Genomic DNA, 21,719 nt, shown 5'->3' on the forward strand with positions numbered 1-21,719 from the left:
AATTGATCTGCTGGCTATGTTAGCGACCCCCATCTACATCATCTGCTCACCTAGCCCGCAGGTCGGTAAAACCCTCATCGCTCGGGCCATGAGCGAGTTCTTGCTGCTGAAAGACGGTACAACGCTGTCGTTTGACGTCAACTTGAAAGAGCCATCATTGCTCGACTACCTGCCCAACATCACGGAGACCGCGGATGTGATCGACACATACGGCAAGATGCAGCTGATGGACCCTCTCATCGTTCACGATCGTGTACCCAAAGTAATCGATCTCGGCTTTCACGCCTTCGACGAATTCTTCAAGATGTGCGAGGAGATTGGCTTCGTCAAGGAGACGGCGCGGTGCTGTGTCACCCCTGTCGTACTCTTCGTCGCGGGCGCAGATCGCATCTCCTTTCGTGGTTACGAGATGCTGCGGCGGCGAATTCCCCCGGCCTCGCTGGTCATCATCCACAATGAATTCGCACTGCGCGGCGGATTACCTGAAGCGATGGACGGCGATCGGGTGATTCGAATTTCCGCACTACCGCTGTTCCTTAAGAGATATATAGATCGGCTTGGCTTTTCCTTCACTGGGTATCTGCGCAACGAGAAGGACTGGTCCACCGAGCTGCATCAATGGATCCGGCGGAATTACGGCATGTTTCGCGATCTGGATTCGAGTGTGACGCTGCGAAGGTGGGATCGGCCGCGGGGGACGGACATCGGTAGCCTACGTTGCACGAGGGCGACTTGAAGAGATCGGTCTGATCCCCCATCTATTTGTCTGGCCTATGAGAGGCCGTTGAGCGCTGAGTTCAACGGCGCTCGCAACGTGAACGCATTGCGTTTTGCTAATCTTCTCTTGGATGTCCATCCTATACCATGATCGTCCGCACGGACGCACGGGCGCAATTAACAGAGCTCATTCGGCAATGGCTCATGCAGACAGTCCGTCATGCAGGCAGTCCGTCCCGGAAGGCGTCGATTAAATTTTGACTTTTGTGACCGGCGAGGCGGATCGACGGACCCTCCTTCGGAGGTGCGCTCATAGCTGAAGGCCGAGCTTCCCGAGGACCTGATGCAGGAGCGCGCTTTTGATCGCGCGGGCAATCTCGTTTCGTATCTGGCGCCGAGGACCGGCTCGGCATCGGCATCGCCCGTCAGACCATGCTCAGCCAGTCGCTCATCCAAGCGGGTTTCAAATTGTACACCCATCACGCCGACGAGCCGCTCCTGCATTTCAGCATAATCTTGGGGTACCATACGCCTCACCACGCTTTCCATGGTTGCCATCGCGTCGCTAAATAGTCCCGAAATTCCGCCGCTTCCCGTCCCGCGCCGACGCCTCGGCCCTGGCCACATCGGCCTCGGTCACTTGAGACACATTCATGAAGCGCATGTCGGGAGCGTTGTGCCGCAGCTCCAGGGCGTCCCGCAGCTGGGCTTGGTAGGCAAGATAAACCTCGATCTCGTCGACATCCGCGTCGGGATCGGCACGGCGAAGTGAGTTGACCCTCTCGCGCGCGATCCCGTCAAGCGCTTCCAAGCGAAACAAGACGCGGTCGTTCTGGAGCAGTTCGCCGAGGCGCCCGTCATAGAGTCCGTCCTCGACATCAGCGTTCAGGCGTGCGGTCTGCATGCCGTTCCAGACCAAAGTAACGCGATCTTCGCAGCTCCCGTTCGCTCCCGAAGCCAACTCGAAATACTGCTCGCGTAAACGGGGCCTGACGGCTGCCTGCCGCAGATCTTCGGCGACCGCCAGGCGGAACGCCTAGTGATGGTAGTTCACGGTCTCTGCAGGCAGGCGCGTCAGCCCATTGCTGATGGCCTAGAGCCGCTGGAGGCCGGTCGAAAGTGTCTCGGGCAGGCTGTCGAGCTGATTGTGATCCACATTCAGGCGGCGCACCTCGGCCAAAATGGGCGCAGGCAAGGCGGTAAGGGACCGAGACGACAGATCTAGCGGCTGATTGAGATCACCCGTCCCCCGCCAAGCCGACGTTCGGCTTACCGCTTGTTGCCGATCCCCATGTTGCCCCTGCCCGTCTTCGGCAGCCCAGTTGGCCAGCACCTCCTCCGGCGAGGCAACCGCTCCGGCAGCGGACGTGTGCACGCCGGCCAAGGTCTCTCCCCACAGCGGTGCGGCCGGAGAGCCTGGTTCGGAGCTTTCCAAATCGGAAGTTGCGGAAGGAATACGAGTGACGAGCTGTTCTGTGTTCATCGATATCGTTTCTTCGGTAGCAAAATGAAGCGAATGCGCCGGGGCGGCGCATCTTAGAACCGCCAATCCTCCACTATGGCTGACGCGCCACCGGCCCACAAGGAGTGAGGTGCGATCCCACAAGCGTGCCGACAGGCACGAATGGCCCGGATACGCTTCTGCAACTAGCACCCACTGCAGACAGTGTAGCGAATCCAGACGGCGTTTCGCTCGCGGATCAATTGATATTGCAGTCCACCGGTCTCGCCTGCGAGCTCTGCGCCCATTGAGCCAAGCCTGCAAGGGAGTAGCGGCGCTCATGATACGAGCGCCACCTGTCGATAACCTGACGCAGTCCGGAGCGACGAAATGACGGATGGCGTTTGTAATTCCGTAACCTTGGGCTCAGCTCTCCGCAGACGAATCACTTTGTGCTGGACCGGCTGGTGGCGGGTGCCGGTCCGCCGGCAGCAGCGCGTTTAGGCCGGCAACTTTGCTGTGACGTGAGGCGAGGCGGCCATACTTCTCCCCGGGGTCAAACGCTTGGGCGATAGCTGAGCTCAAAAGCTTGCAGCCTATCGCGCTAACGCGCTTGGCTACGAGACGCAGCGCGCCCCGATGTCAACACCGCGGGCTCGCTAATTCTCTTCGACGCGGAGTTCCCAGCCATTTTAACATTGGTCACGTGAACCGGCAAACGGCGATCGGGCGGCTCTTCACGGTATCCTTCCGACTGGATAATCGGACAGGTGCATCTGTCACTGGTACGACAGATTTTCTGTGTCGAGCTCAGTGTAGCCTAGCTGCGCCGCGACCAAATAACTCGAGCAGCTAGTGCGCCTTGTTGATCTCGCGTTAAACACGCTTAACCCTATGAGCGCTGGAATTGTGCAGGACACACGTTCGCGGCGCATTGAAACCGCGAGGATCTGCCGCGATTTCTCGCCAAACGCGCGGCGTAGGATAATATTGACTTATAAGCGTCGCATACATCGGACTTCTCGCCTCCTCCGGACACGAGCGGGCGATACGCCGTTGTCGGCTCAACTATCCGGCAGGAATGCGGAGCCAGGGAACGACCGCTCGACGAGCATCGCCATGTTTTACACTTAAGGATCAACATCCGTGATGACTTCGATTGATGATACGCTAAGTGAGATCAGATGGCTGCGAAACGGAATCTGGCGCTGCCGCCGGCTACTTAACACCGACCTGCCTGGCACCGAACGCAAGGCCCTTGAGAAGCGTCTGCATGAACAGCTCTCTGCCTTTGAACGGCTCTCGTCGACGGCGTTTCCTTTCGCCTTGAGCTCTAAAGTGTATTCGGTCAGGAGCACCACAATCGGGCGAAGCGACTCCCCTGAAGCGCCCATAGAGAACGCCGCAATGGTATCAAGCGGTTGCATGGGGAAATCGATCAGCGGCTAACAAAAGAGGTTTCCTAGCCCAATCTGTTACAGCTCAGTCTAGCCGAAGGTAATCCTGAGAAATCTAAGGCAACCGCGATGAAACAAACGCGCTGATATTCCGGCAATCATTGGCTGTCGCAGCCGACTTAGCCACTTCCGCAAAAATACGTAGTCGCGGGCCACAATGCCATAAATTGATGACAGTACGGTCCACTGCCTCCACAGCTGACGCTGATTGCCCTTGGGACCAGCCACAGAGAGACGAAAGCAACTTCACAAAACCTCGAAGCCGCGAATGGCTACAGCGCTGAACAAAGCGCAACTGCTGCAGCACGAAACTCGAAATTCAAGGCCGCACCACGCCTGGGCAACTGTATCGCTAATCGAGCCAATCCAATCACGGATCGGTCCCACCCAGCCGACTGCGCCTCGGCAGGCTGATGCTCCAGCCCGGTCGACCTTCAGCCACCAAGCTGGCCAACCCCGCCGCCCGTCAGTCTGAATACTTCACTATCGTTCGAGTTCGCAACTGCCGCGTCTCTCGATGAGGGCCTACCGGGCGCTTGTTGAGCGATTGTCTCGGTGCATCGTTTTCGTTTGCCGCGGTTGGCATCATGCGCCGGCATTCGCGGTGCAAGTTTTTGAAATTGTCCCTAAGACAAAACATGGCCACGTCAACATCGCTACGGCCTGTAAAGCGGTCACAGAAGCGGATCACGTCTGATTTGCACGACGCCAAGACTTCCTCGGCTCGCCGATCTCGCGCGCGAGCGTGTCCTGTGCACCATGTCGCAGCGATCGCGATCGCAGCGAGGACGGCTGCAAAGCGATGCGCATTGCAAGTCCAGCCCATTCGTCGCTCTTGATTGACCAAACCCCTCATAAGACGCCTGTGCTTCTCTGTTTTTCTTTGCCCCGAGAGGTGATCTGTTTACCGGATTGGAATGCCTCGGCAGCCATGAGTCTCGCTTCTCGCGGGCCGGCTGCAATGATTGCCGCGCTCCGAATCATTATCCCGCCACTCGCAACACGCATTGCGAAGACCGCGACAAACAGAGATCGGCCGTTTAGCACTTATGTGCCCATGTTGGCTCCCAATATGGTTTTCTGCTTCGCCATGCCTACAACCTGACGTTACGGTCGATTCAAGCACTTTGAGCGCGCGGGCACCGCATATCATCTCGGTCAGCGCTTTCGCCAAGCGACCGTCTACAGGCCTTCTCCGCCGAGTAGATCGGATGGCGCGTCAGTCGGATGGCATGGAGTTGTGCATCATTGACGAGCTCTACGGCCGCATATTCGCCAAAGCACGATCTCGAACGCGAGAGGCTTGGCATGATCCTTGGGTGCCGCCTCACGGCCCTGCATGTGCGGTTGGAGACGCGAGCGTCAAAGTCCTACAATAGGATGCGGCGATTTAAGACGCGGAGTGGAGACAGATAAAACGCCTCCCTTGCCGCTAACCGCCCAGTTATCACTTCGAACGGCACGCGGATTGCTGGGTAAGTATCAGCCAGTTGCCGGGAAGGAAGCGGCTCAGGCGGAGCCGGAGTTCCAATGAGACTTATTCGATTCATGTTAATCGACCTGGCGCTGATGCTGGTCGCACCTGAGAGTGCAGAGGCTACGATCAGCTACTGGGCAGACTTCAAATCGGCTCGCGAAGCTGTGGGATCATTGATGCCGATTTCCGGCCGCGGGCCAGTATTCAGCTTTGGCGTGAGCCGGCATCTTTGCCCCCCAACCTCTCAAGCCGCGCCATTCAACATTCACCAGAAGGCCTCGGCCCGGCCAAGCAGACCAAAGACCTCGCGTTGCTGGAAAGGCGGCGCTTAACTCTTAAGGTAAGCGCGCCGGCCACCGTACCGATTGCCACGATCCACCGGCGTGGAGCTGCTCAACAAGGCTCCGGACTTGAAACCGCTCTGCACGCCTCCCTCCCACTTTATACCCTCTTGCGAGCAGCAGCGCCGTGCTGGAGCGGAATAGACTGGATGGCCAGCAGCATAACGATCACCTCCAGTGCAGCCGCTAGGCTCCTCACTTAGATGGAAGATACAGCACATGGGCGGGTTCACCAAAGAAGCCAAGAAGGGCTATATTGAGGTTGCCTTCAACGGCTCGCTCGCGAGCATTCTGCTTGATACGCAGTTCAGCGTACCGGCCAAAGGCGTCACAGCGATTTTTGGTCCGCCTGGGTGCGGCAAAACTACACTCGCGCGCTGCATCGCTGGCGTGCAGCGTCTGCCGAATGGCTTCTGTGCGATTGATGGGGAGATTTGGCAAGATGAGACGACGTTTCGACCGCCTCATCTGCGTCGCGTCGCATATGTATTTCAGCTACCGATCCTCTCTTCTCATTTGTCGGTACGACGCACCCTTTTATACAACGCGTCAAACTCGGAACCGACACTGATCGATTTTGATGGTGTGGTCGAATTGCTCGGCTTGGCGCCACTGCTCGAGCGTACGCCATCACATCTTTCCAAGACCGAGCGGCAGCGACTTGCCCTTGGCAGTGCGCTGCTAGGCCAGCCTCGGCTACTCCTGCTGGACGATCCACTCATTGTGCGCGACCGCTCCGCCAAATGCGAGATCCTGCCATTTCTCGAACGCATCCTGCAATCGCTTGCGTTGCCGATGATCTACATCAGCCATGACATCACCGATATCGAACGTCTCGCCGATCATCTCGTCATGATGAAAGATGGCACCGTGACTGCGGCCGGTCCGCTCAATGTCACCCAGAGCGACCCGGCGCTCGCCAGCCGCAGTGAAGCGGCAATCTGTCTGGATACTATGGTCGGCGGTTATGACGGGCGCTACGGGCTGGTCAAGCTCCGCCTCAAATCCGCGCGCTTTCTGATACCAGCAGTACCGCTAAGGCCGGGCGCAAGGCTGCGGCTGCGCATCGCTGCCGGCGACGTCAGCATTGCGTGCGAACCTCCGCGCGCAAGCTCTATCCTCAATGTATTTCGAGCACGCATAACGGCCTCTCTGCCGCACGGCGATGCTGAGGTCACCTTGGTTCTGACCCTTGAAACTGGCCACTCTGGCGTGCCGCTTTTGGCGCGCATCACGCGCCGCTCCTTTGATGCCCTACGGCTCAGTATTGGAGCGGAAGTATTCGCGGAAGAGCTATGCGGGAAACTGGGTGATGACGGAATGAGATAGGCGGCGTATCGAGGCGGGTGTCGAGCCTGCCAGAACCTCAAGGAGAGCGATACGCCATGAACGAGCATAGCAACATTGTCCCACTGCGTCAGCCCGATGAGATCGACGATCCACTGACGAATATTTTGCGATCTGGTGCTCGGCAGCTGCTTGCGCAGGCTGTCGAGATGGAAGCCGAGGCGTTTCTCGCCGCGATGAAGGGCTTGAAGCTTCCCGATGGCCGCGACCGCCTCGTGCGGCACGGCCATGGTCCAGTGCGGACGATCCAGACGGGGATCGGCGCCGTCGAAGTCGCCCGGGTAAAGATTCGCGATCGCGCGGTGACCAGCGATGGCGAGCGGATCCGCTTCACCTCGGCGATCCTGCCGTTGTGGGCACGGCGCACGAAGAGCTTGGATGCACTTTTGCCGGTTCTGTACCTGCGAGGCATCTCGACGGGCGACTTCCAGGAGGCGCTGGCGGCGCTCCTGGGCAAGGATGCGCCGAATCTTTCTCCGGCGGTGGTTTCCAGACTGACGACGGAGTGGCAGCTCGAGTACGAGCGTTGGCAGAAGCGCGATCTGTCGGCGCGCCGGTACGTATACGTGTGGGCGGACGGCGTCTTCCTGCAGGCTCGCATGGAAGACCACAGCGAATGCATGCTGGTGCTGATCGGCGCGACGCCGGAAGGCAAGAAGGAACTCATCGGCTTCCAGGTCGGCGTGCGCGAGAGCACGCAGAGCTGGCACGAACTGCTCGTCGAGGCGAAAACCCGTGGGCTGAAGATCGCCCCGGAAATCGCCGTCGGTGACGGCGCGCTCGGCTTCTGGAAGGCGCTCGACGAGGTCTTTCCCGCCACGCGACATCAGCGGTGCTGGGTGCACAAAACCGCGAATATCTTGAACAAAGTCGCAGTGTCGGTACAGGCCAGCATGAAGAAGGATCTGCGCGAGGTCTATTTGGCGTCCAACCGAGCTTCGGCCGAAGTGGCGATCGATGTCTTTGCCGAGAAATACGGAGCGAAGTACGACAAGGCGGTCGAGTGCCTGACGAAAGATCGCGACGCAATGCTTGCGTTCTACGAATTCCCCGCCGAGCATTGGGACCACTTGCGGACGACGAATCCCATCGAAAGCGTGTTCGCGACGGTCCGGCACAGAACGGTGCGCACGAAAGGTTCGTTATCGTCAACGACTGCCAAGTTGATGGTGTTCAAGCTGCTCTGCGCCGCATCAAAGACCTGGCGGCGGCTGAAAGGCACAAATCAGTTGCCGAAGGTCAGCGCAGGTGTCAGATTCGAAAACGGCATCGAGGTCATCCAAGTGCCGGAAAACCACGCCGCCTGATCGCCTCGTCACCCAAAATCCCGCATAGCTCTTCGCGGAAGTCGCGCGCGCCGTTCCGCTCGGGCTGCCGAGCGGTGGCTTGCAAGGCCTGCCACATCCCCATGAGCACCTTGGACGGCTATGTCTGGACGCGAGAAACACACCAGCAAGATCGCGGCCATCATCGATAGTCTAGATGAGATAGATTCGAATAGCGCTCCGGGCAGTTCTTTACCTGCCAAAGACGATCTTGAGGCTACCTGCCGATTCCGCTTTGGATGTCGCGCAGCGAGGAAGGCATCACCTTACAGGTGCAGCGGCACTCGAGGGGGGCACACACATTATGCTCGCAAGCGAACGTTGCGAGGGGAGAACAGATCTCGATTTCCCAACCGTTCGGCAGCAGAACAATCCGGTCTTGACAAAAACGGTTGCCGAGGCTGCGCCCGCCGTCTCCCGGGCGCTTCGCAGCAGGACCCCATCTCCTTGCGATCAGCAAATTCGCCAAACAACGGGAATGAGCTGACCGGACCTGCGCGCCGAATCGTTACGATAGCCAGGCGTACCGGACTTAACAGACGTTCCGAAAAACATGCCTTGCGGCCGGCGCCGTTCAACCCCAGCTGCGGCTATTGGTCGGAACGATACCGGGCGGCGCACGCCCATCGAAACCCTTCGCCATTTGCGGAAGCCGCCTTAGCTCCCGCGTCCGCTGCTGCGCCGCCTCGATGCCTTGCGAACGCGCCGATTGTGGACCTTGAACGGCACGACGTCGCAGTTACCAGCGGCGAGCGCCAAACTGCCATAGCCCGGCCAGGCCGGCTGTGCAGTGCCTACCGGTCGGGGACGAGATTGCTTCGGTTTAGGTCTGGCTGCCGTCTTCCCGCCAACCGCGTAGCCAGCGCCCGTGTACTTTCGTGCTCAAAGGCGCCTGTATCCAAGCCGCTGGGCTGGTCTTGTTGCGCCAATTCTAGGTCTAAGAATGCGTGGCATATGGTTTGCTCCACCAGTGAGGTCACGATCTACAAAAGCAAGTTTGTGAGGACACCATGCTCGGAATTGGAAGTCAGTTGCCGCCATTCGACATCACAGGCGTGAAGCCCGGTTTTCAAGCGCAGGAAGAGGAAGGGCAGAGTGCGTTTGAGACGCTGACCGAAATGAGCTTTCCGGAGAAATGGAAGATCATCTTCTTTTACCCAAAGGACTTTACCTTCGTCTGCCCGACAGAGATCGCAGAATTTGCTCGGCTTTCCAAGGAATTCGCTGACCGAGATGCGGTTGTACTGGGTGGCTCGACTGACAACGAGTTCTGCAAGCTTGCTTGGCGGCGCTCACATGTCGACCTGCACAATCTACCAATCTGGCAATTTGCCGACACAAAGGGAACGCTCGTCGATGGCCTCGGGGTGCGTTCACCCGAAGGGGTTGCCTATCGTTATACCTTCATTGTTGACCCCCAAAACACGATTCAGCACGTCTATGCGACCAATCTGAGTGTGGGCCGCAGTCCTAAGGACACACTCCGCGTTCTAGACGCGCTGCAAACCGACGAGCTCTGTCCCTGCAACCGCGAAATCGGCGGGGAAACACTGAAGGTTGCGTGACGCAGCATGTCGCCGATCGAACAAATCTACGACAAGATTCCCGATTTCGCGAAGGATGTCAGGATTAACTTGACCTCCTTGATGGCCGATGAGACGCTTTCGCCGCGGCGAAAATACGGGGTGCTGGTAGCGAGTGCAGTTGCCACCCGCAATTCAGCCCTGATTGCCGCGGTGGAATCGGCAGCCTCGGGCGTGATGACATCTGTGGCGATCGCCGCAGCGAAAGCTGCGGCCTCCGTAGTGGTAATGAACAATGTCTACTACCGCTTCGTTCACCTCGCTTCCAACCCAGAATACAAGACGATGCCGCCGCGGCTGCGCATGGACGTGATTGGCAATCCCGGCGTGGACAAGTCCGATTTCGACCTGTGGTCGCTTGCTGTCTCCTCCATAAACGGCTGCGGTATCTGCATTGATGCCCATGAGAGGACATTGAGAGCCGCGGGCGTCAATTCGGAGACGATCCAGACCGCCGTGCGCTTTGCTGCGATCACACAGTCAGTGGCGATCGCACTCGAGGCCGCTGGGCCTGCCTCCCCTCAGGCAGGAGACTGATCTTTTCTCTGCCATCAGATCGACGGCATCGTGGCGCTACTCAGTGGCGCCACAACGAGCCTTTTGCTGCTTATCTGCATGTCACGTCTTGCGTCGCGTTGCGATGACGGGTGTCTTCTCAAACAACCCGGCGCTATGCAGGTGACAGTGAGCGCGCCACAGATACAGTGAGATTGCGTCGGCTAACGCCGCACCACCCTTCGCTCTGTCATCACCCAAACTTGAACAGAACACCATATCCGCCGCGCGGGTGGCTCCATTCGATGTCGCCGGTCGGCTCGGCGATCACGCGGCAGGTACCGCATTCAATGCAGCCATCAACTGTAACTTCGACCTGGCCGTTGTCGTTGAGCTCGTAGCATCGCGCCGGGCAGGCCTTCAAAAGTGTGAGGAGCTGCGGCGATGGCGTCTTGTGCGCACGTACCCTGACGTGAGGGTGCCCGGCGTCGACAAGATAACGGTTGTAGTACAGCTTGTCTTCGACGCGCACGGAGGGTTCGACATTCATGCTTTTGCCTTCCACTGTTGGACTTCACACTGTCGCGATCACCGCCAGGCCCTGGCAAAACGGTAAGCATCGCCGACCAGACCTGACCATGACCGCGTCTTGACAAAGGATTTGAGGCTCGCCTTCTCCTTCTCAACCTTGGGCGTACCATCGACGCGCACAAAGTTCTGCATCGCCTTGGAGATAAGCTGCGGATAAGTGAGAAAGAAATTTTCGGAGTGGGTATGCATGAGGGGTGGCAAATCCTTGTACTTCTTGAGATCTTTGATGACGAAAGAATCGTCCAACATCTTTTTGTAGATTGAGAGATTTGTTGCACTCATCGGTTCGCCGCGCGATTTGACCAGACCTATCGCTTCGGCCGCGATACGGCCCGATGTCATCGCGAGATTGGAGCCCTCACGATGAACGGCATTGTTGAGTTGGGCGGCATCGCCCACGACGACCCAGCCCTCCCCATAAAGCTGTGGGATCGATTTGTAACCGCCTTCGGGAATGAGATGCGCCGAATATTCCTTTACTTCGGACCCTGCTATCAGTGGCGCCACAGAGGGATGCCTTTTGAATTCATCGAGCAGGCCATACGGCGTTTGGCCCGTGCGTTGGAAGTCGGCGACGAGACAACCGATGCCAAGCGAAATGCACTCTTTGTTGGCGTAGATGAAACCCATCCCGGTCATGCCGCGGGAAATGGTACCGGCAGCCTCTATCACGACGCCTTCATCCCCCTTAAGATTGAAGCGTGCTTCGATGGTTTCACGGGGCAAGAAGTGCATTTCCTTCACCGCGAGCGCAACGTTATCGGGTGCCGGACGGGCGCGCAGGCCCGCACGCGTGCCGAGCAAGCCATTGACCCCTTCGGCCAGAACGACGACGTCAGCATGTATCTCGCCGTCACGGCGATCTGTACGAACACCGACGACCCTGTTACGATCGTCCTGCGCGAGCTCTGTGACGGTGGTCTCGCAAAGCACGATCGCGCCAGCTTCCCGCACCTTTGAAGAAAACCATTTGTCAAACTGGGCGCGTATAATCGTATAGCGGTTCGGCCTCTGCTCGTTGAAGTCCTCCGAACGGTAGTGCATGCCGACATGCGAGCGATCGTCCATCATCCAGAACCGCTGTTCGATCAGGTGGCGTTCGAGTGGCGCCTCCTCTCGAAACTCGGGGATCAGCTTTTCCATCATGTCGGCATAGAGGATGGCCCCCTGCACATTTTTCGATCCGGGATATTCGCCCCGCTCGAGCTGCAGCACCTTCATGCCCTGTTTGGCCATCGTCAATGCCGCCGCGTTGCCGGCCATACCGGCTCCGACCACGATCGCATCGAATCTCTCTTCAATCATCAATATCTCCTCTAGACCGCGATCCTGGCGCGCGAATCTGGCAGAAGCCGCGCGCGAAATGCAGCCGTCAGGGCTGGCAACAATTGCATAGCATCACTGACGATCGCGAGATGGGCGAAGTCGAAGATCGGAGCGTTTTTGTCCGTGTTAACGGCGACGATCAGATCCGCGCCCTCGACGCCGACCCGGTGCTGGATCGCACCGGAAATGCCCGCGGCAATATAGAGCTTCGGCCGGATGGTTTTGCCTGTCTGACCGATTTGCCGGTCAGACGTAACCCAGCCCTTTTGCACGAGAGGACGCGAGCAGCCATATTCAGCCCCAAGCAGAGCTGCGAGCTCGCGTACCAACCGGAAGTTCTCAGGCGATCCCAGTCCAAGGCCGCCCGCAACCACAACATCGGCATAGGCCAGAGTGGAAGTTTCTGCATCGCGGTCGGGTAGGAAGGACAATACTTTCGTGACTATATCGTCTTCTACAAGGCCGAGCGGATGAACGACGATACGAGCGGCATCGCGCATAACGCGTGCAGGCATCGGCATCACTCGCGGGCGGACCGTGGCCATCTGCGGGCGGTAATTCAAGGTATAGATTGTGCAGAGCAACGAGCCGCCAAAAGTTGGCCGCGTCGCCGCAAGTGAACCGTCGGCGTCCACGTCCAGCGTGGTGCAGTCGGCAGTAAGCCCCGTCGATAGATTCGTCGCCACGGAACCTGCGAGATCGCGACCAAGCGTCGTGGCACCCAACAGTAATATCTCGGGCTTGTAGGTGTTGACGAGTTCGGTGAGCGCTTTCGTATAAGATTCGTTGCGGTAATCCGACAACACATTGTCGCTCACGAGATAGGCCAGATCGGCGCCGTAGCAAAAGGCTTCAAGTGCGGCGTTGCGTGTGTGCTGCCCCTCCGGACCGACAACGACAGCGGCAAGATTCACCTTTAGCCTGTCGGCAAGACCACGCCCCGCACCCATGAGCTCCCAGGAAACGGGATGCACTTGGCCCCGCTCCAGCTCGACGAAGACCCAGACGTGCTTGTACGACTTGAAATGCTCCGGCAGTTCTTTTTTGGCTGCTCCGCGGCCGGCCCCTGCTGGCATCGCCGTTTTGCTGACCTTGCTCATAGTCTAAATTCCTCTGGAGATAGGCGCGCCCGCGCCACGGGTTGCTTTTTCGCTTTCGTTAACCGAAGTTCACTTTTGGCCGGCAAGTGGCTGGCTGCTCTGCCCGCCTGCGCGCTCGGACCAGTCGCACCACAATACGCGTCGTCGCAATTGGCGCACCCATTCGGCCGGCTTTGGAGGGATCTTGCAAACTGAATCCTTGGGTGCCGGGCTCGACGAGCGCCACCGTGGCCGGCCAGGACGAGGTGATCCTGACCGGCCACTTCCATGCCTTAGTTGACTAGTCCGTTCGCGGCGCCTCGCCGGTACCATCGATGGAGGTCCTGGCAAGGCTTCTGTCACGCGACCGTGCCGAGCCTCCAGCGCTGGCACTCCGTGTGGGAGGAGGGCACCACTTTTCGTAGCGCAGTTTCTATCTGCGATGAGATGCAGACACATTTGAGCGGGATCGGGGGCCGATTTGATGCGGACGCTACTGTGCATAGCCGCCGCAAGAGCCGCGCGAAGGGGACACCTATTATTGACTACCATCTCACCGTCACTACGAAACTGCGACCGCGTCAAAGACCGTTGCGAACAGACCTGACGGCATCGTAGGCCTCGATATGATGCCGCAGGGGGGCTCGGCAGGCAATGTAAGCAGCATCATGGGTCCTCCTTCAAACTCACCGCGGGCGCCACCATCTGTCGGCATCGATGATCAGATCAGCAGGACAACAGCAAGTGTCGTACCAGTTGCAAAGACGATTGAAGTCAGTGGGACGTATTGGCTTGCGCCACACATCAAACAGCTGCTGATACCTGGTCACGAATAATCCGGACATGGGTCGGGAATACGACAGCCGTTGGCCGGGCCATGACTAAGAGACTTGCCGCGATAAATAGAAAGCCGCATTAACGGAGCGCCTCGGCGTCCGCCGGACAGACTTCGCTTACAGTGGAACGCTAGGTCACTTCAACTCGCTCAAAGGAACGAAGGCCGCAGCCTTCTTGGAGTCTGAGACGGCATCCTTCAAAACCTTGAACACTCGCTCGTCGATCGGTGACGATGCCACGAAATCTCCATATGCCCGTTCCAGCATCGCCTTGCATCGAGTTCTGATTTCCGGCTCTGCGGCACCAGCAAATTTCTCCTGTGCGAGGTATTGTCCCATGCGCTTCAAAATGTGAAGGCGCGCGACATTCACGATCTTAGGGTCGTACTCGACGCCAAGCAGCGAAAAAAACTCCTCTGCCGATGAGGCCTTGCCGAGTCGATCTAGAATACCGGTTGCTGGGGATGAGCTGATCATCGAATATTCTCCTTCGGTTTAGCTCTGGTGAGCGCCCACATTGAGCGGATCCGAAACAGTAACGACAACGCGCCCGCGGGTTTTGCGGTTGCGCTCAATCTGATGAGAACTCGGTGACGGCGCGGAAAGACTTCTCATGACTGACACCTGAAGTTCGCGGGCCCGGTATATCCTAACACTTGGTTGACCTTTTCCATCGTTAGCTCCTGATGACTACACAGCCCGAAGACGGCATGGATATTGTGGCAAGGGACCACATATTTCATCGACACCCTTGCGTCGACCCTCGCGTCGGCGCCTCTTTCCCGGGTCCGTGCGGCACTCCATCATGGTAAGCGGAAGATCTGCTTCGATAATTGCGCGGACGCGATGTTTTTGTTGACCGCGCCCGCCGTTACCGCCGCAGTCTTTGTGATCCTAACGGCCGACCTAGTGCAAGAAGTCACGCTTCTCTTTATGACCTTGTTCAGCAAATGCATCGTGGCAAATGCGACAGCGCTATGAGGCCGAACGCGTTGCCCTTTGGTGCGACAGGTCCGTTGCGGCGCACCAACACGGGTGAACTGTAGCCTAGCACTCGATCTTGCCGCCTTAACCACACGGCCGTCCGCTCGCATCCAAGTTGGTGATCCGCGCCCTCCTCCGACCTGCGGCCTACAAATGCGCTGAAGCCTTTTCGGATAACGATGCGACTGCGGTCTCTCCTGGCGTTTCAGATGCCCGGCCGCTGGACACAGCCGGCCATGCTGCGGCCTGCAACAGCAAATCGCGCCGACGCTCGGCCATCCGGCTCTCACCGCTTTCTTCACCGAAACAGATGTTGAATTCGTTACATTGATTGCACACGGGTGTCGTGCACATCGCAAGGCCTTCGTCCTCGCAAAGCATGCGGTAGAAGAAGCGCTTCCAACGCATATTGTTGACATTGCTCGCGGCGAGCGGCGCGAAATGCCGGCTCATCACGAGCGAGAGTTCGCCACGATCACGCAAGCCGAGAGCTTCCCAAAGATGGTCCGGCTCCATGGCGCGGCGCGCGATCATCGCAGCCAGCCACCGGCCGATATCCCCTTCCGTCGAGCGATGCTTGAGCAACAGATCGCGAAGCTTTGCGATCTCCTCATCCTCTTCCCGCTTGAAGGGCGCGGCCTGCTCCGGGGCCCTGATCCCGGTTGGGAGAAAGTGCTGCTCCAGTAAGACCGCCAATTCAACGCCGGACAGGCCAACTTTCTCAGACAGACAGCCACCATCCATCGTGGCAGCCGCCAGGATAGACGCCAGGGCATGGCGATCGAGATTGCTGTCGATGGCGATATCGGCATTTGCAGGATGTTCACCGGTGAGCAGCCGGTAGGTTGAAATTCCCTTGTGCAACTGGCTATTGGCGTCAGCAGCACAGGCAGTCGTGAACGGAAGGACGTGCGGCTCGGACATAACTCTGCGGTTTTTCACAATGCGTGGTTCGTCACGGCGCACTCTGGTTTTCGCGGCCGATCGTCAGTATGCCGGCCCCCCCCCGGGAAGGGGGGTGAGGGAGACCGGCATCTGTCGCTCGCCTTCGCAAGGCGGCGACTCGCGGCCTTTACGAGGCTGCGAGTTCGGCGGCGGTTTTGCCGATGATTGATTCATCCACGGCCTTTATAATGCCATGCTCCATCAGCATGTCCTCGAGCTCATCCATTGAGATCGGGGTCGGGATGATGCCCTTGCCGCCATTATTGTGAACCTTGGCCGCTAGTTTCCGATAGTGATCAGCCTGCTTGGAATCGGGTGCATATTCAAGCACCGTCATGCGACGCAGCTCTGCATGCTGCACCACATTGTCACGCGGCACGAAGTAGATCAGTTGAGTGCCAAGCTTCTTGGCCAACGCTTCCGCCAGTTCCAATTCCTTGTCGGTCTGCCGCTCGTTGCAGATCAGGCCGCCCAACCGCACCCCACCTGAGTTCGCGTACTTCAGGATCCCCTTGGAAATATTGTTTGCGGCATACATTGCCATCATTTCACCAGACATCACGATGTAGATCTCCTGCGCCTTGTTTTCGCGGATTGGCATCGCAAAGCCACCGCAAACAACGTCGCCAAGCACATCGTAAGAAACATAGTCAATGTTCTCGTAGGCTCCGTTCTCTTCAAGAAAATTGATCGAGGTGATGACACCGCGGCCGGCGCAGCCGACACCTGGCTCAGGGCCACCGGACTCAACGCAGCGAATGTCCTGGTAGCCAACCTTCATTACGTCCTCGAGCTCTAGATCCTCCACGCTGCCGGCGCTCGCGGCAAGACTCAAAATCGTGTCTTGAGCCTTGGCGTGCAGAATAAGGCGAGTCGAGTCCGCTTTCGGATCGCACCCTACAATCAGGATCTTCTGACCCATCTCTGCCAGCGCCGCTAGCGTGTTCTGCGAAGTGGTGGACTTGCCGATTCCGCCCTTCCCGTAGAAGGCGATTTGTCTTAGTGAAGCCATGCTTCTCTCCATCAACCGATTTGCCAAACGTTGCGCGCTTCTTTTGCGAGCTTTGCTTCCCTCGCAGAAGCGGGGGCACACGGGTTCAAGGGAAGGAGCGCATCGCTCGCCTTACACGTCGGCGTGCACTCAGCCCTCACTCAGTGTTGCTGCCGCTTATCAGCAACAGCCGTGCCAAGGTCTAACCCGGCACCTTAAGCTTCTGATTACGTTTCCAAAAGCAACCAGCCGGCGCGCGATCGTAGGCTGTTTTGGATCTGACAAGATCTGCCCGGCTGTCAGACAACGAACAAACAATCGCAAACATGAACGCCAACAGCCAAATAGGCTGACTTAGCCGATGCCGCCATTGTGGAACAGAACTTGCTGCCGCTCGCGCAAGCTCAGCCATGTGAGGAGTAAAGATGCCGGACGGAGTCAAAATGAGACGGGCCAGCGGCTTTGCAAATTCGCTGAGGGCGCACCATGCGCTGATATTGACGTTGACTGTCAAGAACTTCGAATGGCTCCCGGGAAGCAGCAGCCCTGTGCTATTCGCCCAGCATAGCACGCCTACATAGGTACGCCGTGGCTACAATCATCTTTTATCAGAAGCCCGGCTGCGCCACGAACGCGCGTCAGATTCAAGCGCTAAAGTCCGCCGGTCATGACGTGGTCGTCCAGGACATCTTGAAGGAGCCATGGCATGCGGACGAATTGCGCAGCTTCTTTCGCAATATGCCCGTCGGCTCCTGGTTCAACCGAGCCGCGCCTCGTGTCAAGTCGGGCGAAGTCAATCTCGATTCTATCGACGCGGCGAGCGCACTCGCATTGATGGTGAGTGATCCACTCCTGATACGACGACCGTTGATCGACTTAGACGGAATACGATGTGCCGGGCTCGATCGCGAGCCCGCGCTGTCGCTGCTTGGCCACCAGACGCAGGAGCATCTCCAGGGATGCCTGCACCAAGCAACTCGCACGCGCTGCCCGAAGATGGGATCAAGCGAATGAGCCTGTTCCGGACGATCACACCAGAAGAATGACGTTCTCGACTTGCGGCTTGCTTGGCGCGAGTATTTCCTTTAGCAAAACGTGTTTCGCAGCTGTGATCCTGATGCAACTGAGCGGCACGATCGCTCCCATATTTGATTGGTATCAAATCTTTCGCCGTTCCTTATGTGTGACAGAGACCTTGCGCGGCTTCTCGCGCGACTTTTGGAATGGAGAATTCGATGAGAGCAAGAACAGTCCTGGCAACTGTATCGGTCTTCGCGCTAGCGACCTCGTTGGCCAGCAACTCGGTACGTGGTGCTGATCTGGGTCCGGCGCCGGTCTACTATAAAGCTCCCCCTATTGAACCCCGCAACCCGTGGATGATCCGCCTGCGCGTGCTTGGCGTTTTGCCGGATACCGCAGGCAGTTCCGTCAACGTTCCAGGGACGCCGTTGCTGTCATCACCCAACTCTGGGCTTTCGATCAGCGATCAAGCTATACCAGAGCTCGACATCACCTATTTCTTCACAGCTAACTTAGCCGCCGAACTCATTCTCGGCGTGACCAGCCATCACGTCAGCGGCAATGGCGCGCTCACAGGGCTCGATATCGGCAAAGCCTGGCTCTTGCCTCCTACACTGACCCTGCAATATCACTTCACCGATTTTGGGCCGCTTAAGCCCTATGTCGGCGCGGGCATCAACTACACTGTATTCTTCAACCAATCGGCAGCCAATACTTCGCTCGCCGGGCTTTCCGTCACGGATCTAAACATCAAAAACCAATTCGGCGCGGCAGTCCAATTCGGTTTCGATTACATGCTCGATCGCCACTGGGGCCTCAACTTTGACGTTAAAAAGCTGTGGCTGCGGCCGGAGTACTCGGCCACCTTAAACAATGCGATTGCCGTTACGGGCCGCGCCCATATTGATCCATGGCTCGTCAGCGGCGGCGTCGCTTACAAGTTCTGACGTTAGAGCAGAGCCAGAGTGGAGAGGCCGTTTGATAAACTCGGATCCCAGCAGGATCATCGAGCTCGTCTCCTACTCTCGCCGGACTGACACGGAAAGCCGGCTGACGCGCCATCGACGCGTCAGCTCGCAAGAGAGGGAACCGCTGGCGTTGCTCGCGCTGCAAGTTACGAATCGCGCAGCACGTGAGTAACATTACACAAACGTCGACTCAGAATATGATCATACGTCTGTTTCGCCACGCTTAAGACCGAAGCCATTTTCCCATTTGCCTGATAAGAAGGCGATACGCCGCTGACAGCCTAATCTTGGCCGCGAAGTGCCCGGTTAATCTCAGACGATCCGCCCCCCAACGTCGAGCCGACCATGCTAGCTAACCCGGCAAGCGGCCGCCAAGCGACGCCTCTAGCTTCGCTTGAGCACTATCACAAGCCGGTCGACACGTTGGCCGTGCTTGAGGTGGGATATGACGATCTCGTCGACATCCTCAGGCGTGGTCGCGCGATACCAGACTCCGTCGGGATAGACAACCAGCAAAGGACCAGAGTTACAAAAGCCAAGGCAGCCCGCAGTCGCGAAGCCAATATCGTCGAGGCCTTGCGCTTCGATCGCCTTGCCCATTCGATCCCACAGAGCTTGCGCGCCGGAGGCGCCACAACTGCCGTGGGGATGGTTTGGCGGACGCTGCGTGTTGCACGCAAAGACATGGTGCCTATAGAGTTGAGGGAGATGAAATTCTTTTTCTGAGTTCACGCGCCTATCCTCTGATAGTGAATTTCAGCTGTCGGGATGAGATGTGAGCGCATAGCCGCCCGCAATGTCCAACGATGACCGTCCATTGGCGCATGGACACCTGCTGACACCAACTCCCGCTTGCGAAGGCAGTCGGAATGGTCGGGCGCCTTACTCGCTGTCGTCGCTGAGATGAGCGATAGGCACATTCACGTCCGAAGGTCGCCTGCTGATCAATGACAACCTCTTCTCCCGGCATCGAGACCTCTCATTCATGCAACAATCCCCCCGATCAACTTTCTCGAAGAGCAAGTTGCACACCAAATGCGTCATAGCGCGCCTCACAATTGAGGGAAGTTGCGGCAATGCCGACGTTCTCGCCGCTATCAGCGATTGAATGCCCATGGCCTCGCTCAGAACAATAATGTCGGCCGGAGAGACGGCGTCGCCCTCGATCTGTTCACTCATCAAATCGCGGTTACCGGTTCGCTCAACCCGGCCCCGTCGTTTCCTGCTTTAAGGTATCGACAGCAGTTCGGCTCAACCGGAATACCCCGCGGCCACGAGCGAGCGGCTGATAAGCCGAGCTGGCACGGGTGTTGAGGACATCGAACCACCCGTTCGGAGTGAGCTTCCCTGGACGCTGGCCGATTTGTATCACCCGCCCATTCGGGGCGAAGCGGACGTGGATGATGATTTGTTACAAGCTCATACCGATTCCTTATTTTGGCCGCTTACGATCACGAGCTGACACCCGACAAGCTCGACTGTAATGTGGTCGATTTCGAATATCTTAGCGGGACTCCTTCACGTGATTGCAGATGCGCGTCGTAGCACTGCTCGACCATGCGACACCACTCCAAGACATCATCGGTAGGCTTGCACAGCACTGCGCCGTATTCGGCCGGCTCATTGCTCACGGCCCAACATTCCTTTGGCCAATGCGATCCCGGTCGCCCGCGTTGAGTGTCGAACTCACGCATCACGCCCCGCCCGCGGCGCAGCTGGACAAAGGGACCCATGCCGTCGCTATCGGCAGCAAGCAGCCGTTCGATCTCGATCAATTCCTCGGTCGTGATCGCCATCGTCGTTCTTCTATCCTCGGGGACGGTGGTCCTTCATTGCCAGAACAGGCGCTCAGGATCCGCATTCAATTCGTCGATTGCAGGGATCAAGCGATGATAGAGGCTGTAAAATTCCCAGACTCCCCCCGCATGATTTTTGCGAAACAGCTTCCAGATCCCGGTCACGCCATCATAAAGGATCAGCGCGACATCGACGAGCGCGCCATCCTTGTCGATATTGCGCGAGCAGCAGGGACTCTCGATGCAGTAGCCGCCCCACACGGGCGTCACGTTTGGCGAGACGTAGAGATAGCGCTTCCGCGCGCTCAAGCCGCGTTCGATCCGTTTGCGATCAAGCTCGTTGAGATGACGCGCCAACCCCGGTTTTACTTTCCTCATCAGTGCGGAATTCATGATGAAAGCCTCCCTTCAATGCCTTTTGATGTTCTCTTGAACTCCAGCAGATGAGCAGCTCCTCACCAAAATCAACGATAAAGATAGGCTCATGCGCTTTGTTGTTGAGAGTATCGATGACGGTCTGGCGGCTCGGCCTGGCGGCGAGCGAAGCTCCGTCCGTCTCCGTATCGACCGATGAGCGGTGCTTGATCAGGTCGGCTGTCGGTTTACCCCGCTGGCCCCACCAATATTTTGGAAAACCTCGCTGAGTCATGACTCCTCCGGTAGTGGCAAATCATCGACCTCCTCGCCTGCATCCACTGGCTCAAGTTCCTTGCGTTTCATGCCAACGCGGTAGCCGCTTTCCAAAAACTCCACGCCGTAGATGTAGAATTGCTGCAAGAACGTGCCGATCGAGACGACGTAGCCCACCTCCCCCTTCTTGACCAAGACGTCTCCGATCTCCTTGCCGGGATAGGTGCCATCATTCCGGATGACGCGATTGGCGCGAAGCTTTTGGCCAAAGCTGAAGGCGGGTGGGTCGCTTAGCTCGACGGCGTCGCTATCCCGGGGAATTCTGTTCATATTTCGCTCCTCATGCACCGACGGCGCGGGGGCACGCCGA

At 58.0% G+C, this 21,719-nt stretch carries 22 protein-coding genes; 7 read left to right on the forward strand and 15 right to left on the reverse strand.

Annotation, left to right across the window (positions count from 1 at the left end; all coding sequences use genetic code 11):
- The first annotated feature begins 16 nt into the window (after positions 1–16).
- Positions 17–736 carry a hypothetical protein gene (locus LPJ38_RS36990; RefSeq protein ID WP_011084599.1) on the forward strand — a complete coding sequence of 240 codons (720 nt, stop codon included), beginning with the start codon at positions 17–19 and terminating at the stop codon, positions 734–736.
- Positions 737–1,282: 546 nt separating this feature from the next.
- Here the strand turns inward: LPJ38_RS36990 and LPJ38_RS36995 are convergent.
- The 3 genes from LPJ38_RS36995 to LPJ38_RS37005 form a co-directional block, all read right to left on the reverse strand.
- On the reverse strand, positions 1,283–1,744 hold the full coding sequence (locus LPJ38_RS36995) for an NEL-type E3 ubiquitin ligase domain-containing protein (protein WP_074076604.1): 462 nt from the start codon (positions 1,742–1,744) through the stop codon (positions 1,283–1,285).
- A 66-nt stretch (positions 1,745–1,810) separates the two neighbouring features.
- Positions 1,811–2,200 (reverse strand): hypothetical protein, encoded by a 390-nt coding sequence (locus LPJ38_RS37000; protein ID WP_014497954.1) that lies wholly within the window; start codon positions 2,198–2,200, stop codon positions 1,811–1,813.
- Positions 2,201–3,288: 1,088 nt separating this feature from the next.
- Positions 3,289–3,585: a hypothetical protein gene (locus LPJ38_RS37005; protein ID WP_161170740.1), complete on the reverse strand. Its 297-nt coding sequence runs from the start codon at positions 3,583–3,585 to the stop codon at positions 3,289–3,291.
- 2,067 nt (positions 3,586–5,652) lie between these two features.
- On the opposite strand from LPJ38_RS37005, the gene modC reads away from it, so the two are divergent.
- The 4 genes from modC (at position 5,653) to ahpD (ending at position 10,225) form a co-directional block, all read left to right on the forward strand.
- Positions 5,653–6,762: a molybdenum ABC transporter ATP-binding protein gene (modC, locus tag LPJ38_RS37010; protein ID WP_014497956.1), complete on the forward strand. Its 1,110-nt coding sequence runs from the start codon at positions 5,653–5,655 to the stop codon at positions 6,760–6,762.
- Between the two features lie 56 nt (positions 6,763–6,818).
- Positions 6,819–8,087 carry an IS256 family transposase gene (locus tag LPJ38_RS37015; RefSeq protein ID WP_014497957.1) on the forward strand — a complete coding sequence of 423 codons (1,269 nt, stop codon included), beginning with the start codon at positions 6,819–6,821 and terminating at the stop codon, positions 8,085–8,087.
- A gap of 1,028 nt (positions 8,088–9,115) precedes the next feature.
- Complete coding sequence (locus LPJ38_RS37020; protein WP_011084586.1) at positions 9,116–9,670, forward strand: peroxiredoxin; 555 nt, start codon at positions 9,116–9,118, stop codon at positions 9,668–9,670.
- 6 nt (positions 9,671–9,676) lie between these two features.
- Positions 9,677–10,225, forward strand: coding sequence for an alkylhydroperoxidase, AhpD family (gene ahpD / locus LPJ38_RS37025; RefSeq protein WP_145642885.1), 549 nt, complete (start codon positions 9,677–9,679; stop codon positions 10,223–10,225).
- A 211-nt stretch (positions 10,226–10,436) separates the two neighbouring features.
- Here the strand turns inward: ahpD and LPJ38_RS37030 are convergent, their stop codons facing one another.
- From LPJ38_RS37030 to LPJ38_RS37060, 7 genes are all read right to left on the reverse strand, one after another.
- The gene (locus LPJ38_RS37030) at positions 10,437–10,733 is read right to left on the reverse strand and encodes a ferredoxin family protein (RefSeq protein WP_011084584.1); all 297 of its coding nucleotides are present in this window, start codon (positions 10,731–10,733) and stop codon (positions 10,437–10,439) included.
- 38 nt (positions 10,734–10,771) lie between these two features.
- Positions 10,772–12,079 (reverse strand): FAD-dependent monooxygenase, encoded by a 1,308-nt coding sequence (locus LPJ38_RS37035; RefSeq protein WP_011084583.1) that lies wholly within the window; start codon positions 12,077–12,079, stop codon positions 10,772–10,774.
- 11 nt (positions 12,080–12,090) lie between these two features.
- A complete protein-coding gene (locus LPJ38_RS37040) occupies positions 12,091–13,200 on the reverse strand; it encodes an electron transfer flavoprotein subunit alpha/FixB family protein (protein ID WP_014497958.1) in 1,110 nt (369 codons plus the stop codon).
- Positions 13,201–14,150: 950 nt separating this feature from the next.
- The gene (nifW, locus tag LPJ38_RS37045; protein WP_011084580.1) at positions 14,151–14,492 is read right to left on the reverse strand and encodes a nitrogenase stabilizing/protective protein NifW; all 342 of its coding nucleotides are present in this window, start codon (positions 14,490–14,492) and stop codon (positions 14,151–14,153) included.
- 654 nt (positions 14,493–15,146) lie between these two features.
- Entirely contained in the window at positions 15,147–15,965 is an 819-nt protein-coding gene (locus LPJ38_RS37050) for a nitrogen fixation protein NifQ (RefSeq protein ID WP_145642883.1), read from the reverse strand.
- A 106-nt stretch (positions 15,966–16,071) separates the two neighbouring features.
- Positions 16,072–16,956, reverse strand: a complete 885-nt coding sequence (nifH, locus tag LPJ38_RS37055; RefSeq protein WP_011084578.1) for a nitrogenase iron protein — start codon at positions 16,954–16,956, stop codon at positions 16,072–16,074.
- A gap of 181 nt (positions 16,957–17,137) precedes the next feature.
- Positions 17,138–17,449, reverse strand: a complete 312-nt coding sequence (locus LPJ38_RS37060) for a hypothetical protein (RefSeq protein ID WP_161170736.1) — start codon at positions 17,447–17,449, stop codon at positions 17,138–17,140.
- Between the two features lie 74 nt (positions 17,450–17,523).
- Here LPJ38_RS37060 and LPJ38_RS37065 point away from each other — a divergent pair, with 74 nt between their 5' ends.
- Both LPJ38_RS37065 and LPJ38_RS37070 read left to right on the forward strand, forming a co-directional pair.
- Entirely contained in the window at positions 17,524–17,949 is a 426-nt protein-coding gene (locus LPJ38_RS37065) for an ArsC/Spx/MgsR family protein (RefSeq protein WP_011084576.1), read from the forward strand.
- 209 nt (positions 17,950–18,158) lie between these two features.
- Entirely contained in the window at positions 18,159–18,902 is a 744-nt protein-coding gene (locus LPJ38_RS37070; RefSeq protein ID WP_018647470.1) for an OmpW/AlkL family protein, read from the forward strand.
- 405 nt (positions 18,903–19,307) lie between these two features.
- On the opposite strand, the gene LPJ38_RS37075 is transcribed toward LPJ38_RS37070, so the two are convergent.
- The 5 genes from LPJ38_RS37075 to LPJ38_RS37100 form a co-directional block, all read right to left on the reverse strand.
- Positions 19,308–19,655: a (2Fe-2S) ferredoxin domain-containing protein gene (locus LPJ38_RS37075; RefSeq protein WP_011084574.1), complete on the reverse strand. Its 348-nt coding sequence runs from the start codon at positions 19,653–19,655 to the stop codon at positions 19,308–19,310.
- Between the two features lie 719 nt (positions 19,656–20,374).
- Positions 20,375–20,719, reverse strand: a complete 345-nt coding sequence (locus LPJ38_RS37085) for a hypothetical protein (RefSeq protein WP_011084572.1) — start codon at positions 20,717–20,719, stop codon at positions 20,375–20,377.
- 33 nt (positions 20,720–20,752) lie between these two features.
- Complete coding sequence (locus tag LPJ38_RS37090) at positions 20,753–21,112, reverse strand: DUF3024 domain-containing protein (RefSeq protein WP_014497964.1); 360 nt, start codon at positions 21,110–21,112, stop codon at positions 20,753–20,755.
- A complete protein-coding gene (locus tag LPJ38_RS37095; RefSeq protein ID WP_014497965.1) occupies positions 21,051–21,368 on the reverse strand; it encodes a hypothetical protein in 318 nt (105 codons plus the stop codon). Before LPJ38_RS37095 ends, LPJ38_RS37090 begins: the two co-directional genes overlap by 62 nt.
- Positions 21,365–21,679 carry a nitrogen fixation protein NifZ gene (locus LPJ38_RS37100; RefSeq protein WP_161966261.1) on the reverse strand — a complete coding sequence of 105 codons (315 nt, stop codon included), beginning with the start codon at positions 21,677–21,679 and terminating at the stop codon, positions 21,365–21,367. Before LPJ38_RS37100 ends, LPJ38_RS37095 begins: the two co-directional genes overlap by 4 nt.
- Positions 21,680–21,719 lie beyond the last annotated feature (40 nt).

It is taken from the genome of Bradyrhizobium daqingense, assembly GCF_021044685.1.
Classification (GTDB): Bacteria; Pseudomonadota; Alphaproteobacteria; order Rhizobiales; family Xanthobacteraceae; genus Bradyrhizobium; species Bradyrhizobium daqingense.

Coding starts and splice junctions, on each gene's coding strand:
- LPJ38_RS36990 (WP_011084599.1), top strand. CDS start 17: ATGTTAGCGACCCCCATCTACATCATCTGCTCACCTAGCCCGCAGGTC.
- LPJ38_RS37000 (WP_014497954.1), bottom strand. CDS start 2,200: ATGAACACAGAACAGCTCGTCACTCGTATTCCTTCCGCAACTTCCGAT.
- LPJ38_RS37005 (WP_161170740.1), bottom strand. CDS start 3,585: ATGCAACCGCTTGATACCATTGCGGCGTTCTCTATGGGCGCTTCAGGG.
- modC (WP_014497956.1), top strand. CDS start 5,653: ATGGGCGGGTTCACCAAAGAAGCCAAGAAGGGCTATATTGAGGTTGCC.
- LPJ38_RS37015 (WP_014497957.1), top strand. CDS start 6,819: ATGAACGAGCATAGCAACATTGTCCCACTGCGTCAGCCCGATGAGATC.
- LPJ38_RS37020 (WP_011084586.1), top strand. CDS start 9,116: ATGCTCGGAATTGGAAGTCAGTTGCCGCCATTCGACATCACAGGCGTG.
- ahpD (WP_145642885.1), top strand. CDS start 9,677: ATGTCGCCGATCGAACAAATCTACGACAAGATTCCCGATTTCGCGAAG.
- LPJ38_RS37030 (WP_011084584.1), bottom strand. CDS start 10,733: ATGAATGTCGAACCCTCCGTGCGCGTCGAAGACAAGCTGTACTACAAC.
- LPJ38_RS37035 (WP_011084583.1), bottom strand. CDS start 12,079: ATGATTGAAGAGAGATTCGATGCGATCGTGGTCGGAGCCGGTATGGCC.
- LPJ38_RS37040 (WP_014497958.1), bottom strand. CDS start 13,200: ATGAGCAAGGTCAGCAAAACGGCGATGCCAGCAGGGGCCGGCCGCGGA.
- nifW (WP_011084580.1), bottom strand. CDS start 14,492: ATGATCAGCTCATCCCCAGCAACCGGTATTCTAGATCGACTCGGCAAG.
- nifH (WP_011084578.1), bottom strand. CDS start 16,956: ATGGCTTCACTAAGACAAATCGCCTTCTACGGGAAGGGCGGAATCGGC.
- LPJ38_RS37070 (WP_018647470.1), top strand. CDS start 18,159: ATGGAGAATTCGATGAGAGCAAGAACAGTCCTGGCAACTGTATCGGTC.
- LPJ38_RS37085 (WP_011084572.1), bottom strand. CDS start 20,719: ATGGCGATCACGACCGAGGAATTGATCGAGATCGAACGGCTGCTTGCT.
- LPJ38_RS37090 (WP_014497964.1), bottom strand. CDS start 21,112: ATGAATTCCGCACTGATGAGGAAAGTAAAACCGGGGTTGGCGCGTCAT.
- LPJ38_RS37095 (WP_014497965.1), bottom strand. CDS start 21,368: ATGACTCAGCGAGGTTTTCCAAAATATTGGTGGGGCCAGCGGGGTAAA.
- LPJ38_RS37100 (WP_161966261.1), bottom strand. CDS start 21,679: ATGAACAGAATTCCCCGGGATAGCGACGCCGTCGAGCTAAGCGACCCA.